Origin of the sequence: Achromobacter sp., from assembly GCF_036567245.1 — a bacterium.
Classification (GTDB): Bacteria; Pseudomonadota; Gammaproteobacteria; order Burkholderiales; family Burkholderiaceae_B; genus Achromobacter.
The window spans coordinates 1-4039 of record NZ_DATCUY010000314.1 but is presented as its reverse complement, the minus strand read 5'-3'; the positions used below and the strand labels follow the sequence as shown (position 1 = coordinate 4039).

Sequence of the window (4039 nt, the reverse complement as noted above, 5' to 3'; positions counted from 1 at the left end):
GGCGGCGCCGGCGCGGTCTTCACCGGCGACCGGGGCACGGCCATCGCGGCCATGGCGCTGGCCTTCGAACGCTACGCGGCCGCCAATGCCGAGATCGGCGCGCTGCTAGGCCTGGGCGGTTCGGGCGGCACCGCCCTGATCACGCCGGCCATGCGCGCGCTGCCCATCGGCACGCCCAAGCTGATGGTGTCGACGATGGCCTCGGGCAATGTCGCACCCTATGTCGGGCCGTCGGACATTGCCATGATGTATTCCGTGACCGACGTGGCCGGCCTGAACCGCATTTCGCGCCGGGTGCTGGCCAATGCCGCCGGCGCGATCGGCGGCGCCTTCAAGCAGGCCGCCAGCGCTGTGGCCGATGATGGCCGGCCTGCGGTGGGCATCACCATGTTCGGCGTTACCACTGCCTGCGTGCAACAGGTGACGCCGCTGCTGGAGTCCCGCTACGACTGCCTGGTATTCCACGCCACGGGCACGGGCGGGCAGTCGATGGAAAAACTGCTGGACAGCCATTTGCTGGGCGGCGTGCTGGACCTGACCACCACCGAGGTCTGCGACTTCCTGTTCGGCGGCGTGCTGGCCTGCACCGAGGACCGTTTCGGCGCCGTAGCCCGCACCGGTTTGCCCTATGTGGGCTCCTGCGGCGCGCTGGACATGGTGAACTTTGGCGCCATGGACACCGTGCCGGAACGCTACCGTGGCCGCAAGTTCTATCCGCACAATCCGCAGGTGACGCTGATGCGCACCACCGTGGAAGAAAATACCCGCCAGGGCGAGTGGATCGCCGCCAGGCTGAACCAATGCCAGGGGCCGGTGCGATTCCTGATCCCGGAAGGCGGCGTGTCCGCGCTGGACGCGCCGGGCCAGGCGTTCTGGGACCCGGAGGCCGACGCGGCCCTGTACGCGGCCTTGGAGGCGAACCTGGTGCAGACCGCCGATCGCCGCCTGGTGCGCGTGCCTTGCCACATCAACGACCCGCTGTTCGCGCAGACCGCGGTCGACCAATTTCTTGAAATCGCTACACACTGAGGACCGCCGCCATGCCGCGCTTTGACCGCAACGAACTCCTGGACAAGTATCGCGCCATGGTGCGCGCGCGCACGCCCATCGTCGGCGGCGGTGCGGGCACCGGCCTGTCGGCCAAGTGCGAGGAAGCGGGCGGCATCGACCTGATCGTGATCTACAACTCGGGCCGCTACCGCATGGCGGGCCGCGGCTCGCTGGCTGGCCTGCTGGCCTACGGCAACGCCAACGAGATCGTGGTGGACATGGGGCGCGAAGTCCTGCCGGTGGTGAAGAAGACGCCGGTGCTGGCCGGCGTCAACGGCACCGACCCGTTCTGCGATTTCGACCTGTTCCTCGACGACCTCAAGCGGCAGGGCTTTGCCGGCGTGCAGAACTTCCCCACGGTGGGCCTGATCGACGGCACCTTCCGCGCCAACCTGGAAGAGACCGGCATGGGCTACGCGCTGGAAGTCGATATGATCCGCCTGGCGCACAAGAAGGGCATGTTGACCACGCCCTATGTGTTCAACGAGGACGACGCCGTGGCCATGACGAAGGCCGGGGCCGACATCATCGTGGCCCACATGGGCCTGACCACCGGCGGCGCCATCGGCGCGGAAACCGCGCAGACGCTGGACGATTGCGTGGCGGCCATAGACCGCATCGCCGCGGCTGCGCAGGCAGTGCGGCCGGATATCATTGTGCTGTGCCATGGCGGCCCGATTGCCACGCCCGAAGACGCGGCTCACGTGCTGCGCGCGTGCAAGCACTGCCATGGCTTCTACGGCGCCAGCTCGATGGAGCGGCTGCCTACAGAACAGGCGCTGACCGCGGCCACCCGCGAGTTCAAGAACCTGACGTTCTGATTCCGTCGTTCCCTCTATCCCTGGGCCGCGCGCCCGCAGGAGTCCGCATGCCGCACACCGTATACGTCAGCGCCATCATCCACGCGCCGCTACAGCAGGTCTGGGCCAGCTTCCGCGATTTCAACGGACTGGCCGCCTGGCATCCCGGCATCGCCGACAGTCGCCTGGAAGAGGGCGGCCGCCACGACGCCGTGGGCAGCGTGCGGCACCTGTCGCTCAAGCCTTCCGGCTTCGTCCGCGAGCAATTGCTGATGCTGGACGATCCGGGCACGGCGCTGCGCTATTCCATCATCGAGACCGACCTGCCCATGCGCGATTACATCGCCGGCGTGTCGCTGCATGCCGTCACCGAAGGCGGCCAGACGCTGGTGGAATGGTGGGCGGACTTCCGCGTCGAGGGCGCGGAATTGAGCGACGTCGCGAACGCCGTGGGCCGCAACGTGTTCGCGGCAGGGCTGGCGGCCTTGGACGAGAAGCTGCGCGCGGCCTGATCGCGCCGCGCTGCTTTTACGCTTTCAAGCCTTTGGCCGGCATGCGCTTGCAACCGGCCGGCAGTTGCGCGGTGCGCAGGTAGTCGTGGATGGCGTGGATCAGGGCTTGCGCGGCGGGGCTCAAAGGGTATTCCTTGTGGCGGATGAGGCAGACCGTGCGCACCACCGTGGGCCGGGCCAGCAGGGCGTAGGCCAGGCCGGGCTCCATCACCCGCTGCGCGGCCAATGCCGGCAATAGCGCCACGCCCAGGCCTGCCTTGACCAGCGCCGCCTGCGAGGTGGTGCTGGAGGCTTCGTAGAAGGGCGCGCCGGCCTCTATCGGCAGGTCGGCGCGGGCCCGCAAGAGCGCCATGATGCCGGTCTCGTCCACCACCCCCACCAGTTTGCGGCCGGCCAGGTCCGACCAGCGCATGGCGCCGTCGCGCGCGGGACGCAGACTGGCATCGTCTTCCCGGTACAGCACGCCGAAGCGGTCTTCCAGCAGGGCGTCGAACTGCAGGCCGGGCGCGTCGGCCCAGCGGCTGGTCAGGCCGAAATCCACTTCGCGCGCGGCGACCTTGCGCTGGATGCGGCCGGAGTTGTCGTCGCTGAGATACAGCCGCACTGCCGGGTAGCGGGCGGAAAAGGCCGCAGCGGCAGGCGCGATGATCTGCGTGATGGCCGATGGCGCCGCCGCCACGCCGACGCGTCCGCGCTCCAGCGCGCCGTAGCGCTGCACATCGTCTATCACGCCATCGAAATCCGCCAGCAGCCGCAAGACGCGCGGCAGGAACTCCTCGCCCGCCGCCGTCAGCAGCACGCGCCGGCTGGTGCGCGCGAACAGCTGCGTGGCCAGCGCGTCCTCCAGTTGCCGCACCAGGCTGGTTACGGACGACTGGGTCTGGAACAGGCGCTTGGCCGCGTGCGTGAAGCTGGATTCCTGGGCCACCGCGACAAACGCGGTCAGGTGCTTGAGCGTGACGTGCTTGGGCAGACGATTCATTTCAAATCATGATAGATGGATCAATAAAAACAATTTTCCCAGATTGATCGGGCGGACGATACTAGACCCTTTCGGCGGCCGCTGATTCAAGTGCAGGCCCCGGCAAGACCCTCAAGGCGGGAGCACCATGCGGCAGGAATCTCTGGATCTGATCATTGAAGGCGGCTGGGTCATCGACGGCCTGGGCGGCCCCCGGCGACGTGCCGACGTCGGCGTGGCGGGCGAGCGCATTGCCGCGATCGGCGATCTGGCGGGCGTGCCGGCCGCGCGCCGGGTGGATGCGCGCGGCAAGATCGTGGCTCCCGGTTTCATCGACGTGCACGGCCATGACGACCTGATGTTCGTGGAGCGTCCGGGCCTGGAATGGAAGACCACCCAAGGCATCACGTCGGTGGTGGTGGGCAATTGCGGCGTGAGCGGCGCGCCCGCGCCCTTGCCGGGCAACACTGCCGCGGCCCTGGCCCTGCTGGGGGAAACGCCCCTGTTCGCCGACATGCAGGCCTACTTCAGCGAGCTGCGCGCGCAGCAGCCCATGATCAACGTGGCGGCGCTGGTGGGGCATGCCAACCTGCGTCTGGCCGCCATGCGCGACCCCGCGGCGCAGCCTACGGCCGAAGAGCAGGAAAGCATGCAGCGCATGCTGGACGAGGCCCTGGCCGCCGGCGCGGTGGGTTTCAGCACCGGCCTGGCGTACC

5 protein-coding genes are annotated in these 4039 nt (G+C 68.4%); 4 read left to right on the top strand and 1 reads right to left on the bottom strand.

The features are described 5' to 3' along the window. The 3 genes from VIR09_RS13820 to VIR09_RS13810 form a co-directional block, all read left to right on the top strand. On the top strand, positions 1–1029 hold a 1029-nt coding region (locus tag VIR09_RS13820; protein WP_332013374.1), incomplete at its 5' end, for a Tm-1-like ATP-binding domain-containing protein. Between the two features lie 11 nt (positions 1030–1040). Beyond that, positions 1041–1871 (top strand): phosphoenolpyruvate hydrolase family protein, encoded by an 831-nt coding sequence (locus tag VIR09_RS13815; protein ID WP_332013373.1) that lies wholly within the window; start codon positions 1041–1043, stop codon positions 1869–1871. A 47-nt stretch (positions 1872–1918) separates the two neighbouring features. Then, positions 1919–2362 carry an SRPBCC family protein gene (locus VIR09_RS13810; protein WP_332013372.1) on the top strand — a complete coding sequence of 148 codons (444 nt, stop codon included), beginning with the start codon at positions 1919–1921 and terminating at the stop codon, positions 2360–2362. 16 nt (positions 2363–2378) lie between these two features. Here the strand turns inward: VIR09_RS13810 and VIR09_RS13805 are convergent, their stop codons facing one another. Beyond that, positions 2379–3344 carry a LysR family transcriptional regulator gene (locus VIR09_RS13805; protein WP_332013371.1) on the bottom strand — a complete coding sequence of 322 codons (966 nt, stop codon included), beginning with the start codon at positions 3342–3344 and terminating at the stop codon, positions 2379–2381. A 127-nt stretch (positions 3345–3471) separates the two neighbouring features. Here VIR09_RS13805 and VIR09_RS13800 point away from each other — a divergent pair. Beyond that, a partial coding sequence (locus VIR09_RS13800) for an amidohydrolase family protein (RefSeq protein WP_332013370.1) occupies positions 3472–4039 on the top strand: 568 nt, incomplete at its 3' end.

What these genes read in the sequence shown, in the direction of transcription:
- VIR09_RS13815 (WP_332013373.1), top strand. Translation starts at nt 1,041, where the DNA reads ATGCCGCGCTTTGACCGCAACGAACTCCTGGACAAGTATCGCGCCATG.
- VIR09_RS13805 (WP_332013371.1), bottom strand. Translation starts at nt 3,344, where the DNA reads ATGAATCGTCTGCCCAAGCACGTCACGCTCAAGCACCTGACCGCGTTT.
- VIR09_RS13810 (WP_332013372.1), top strand. Translation starts at nt 1,919, where the DNA reads ATGCCGCACACCGTATACGTCAGCGCCATCATCCACGCGCCGCTACAG.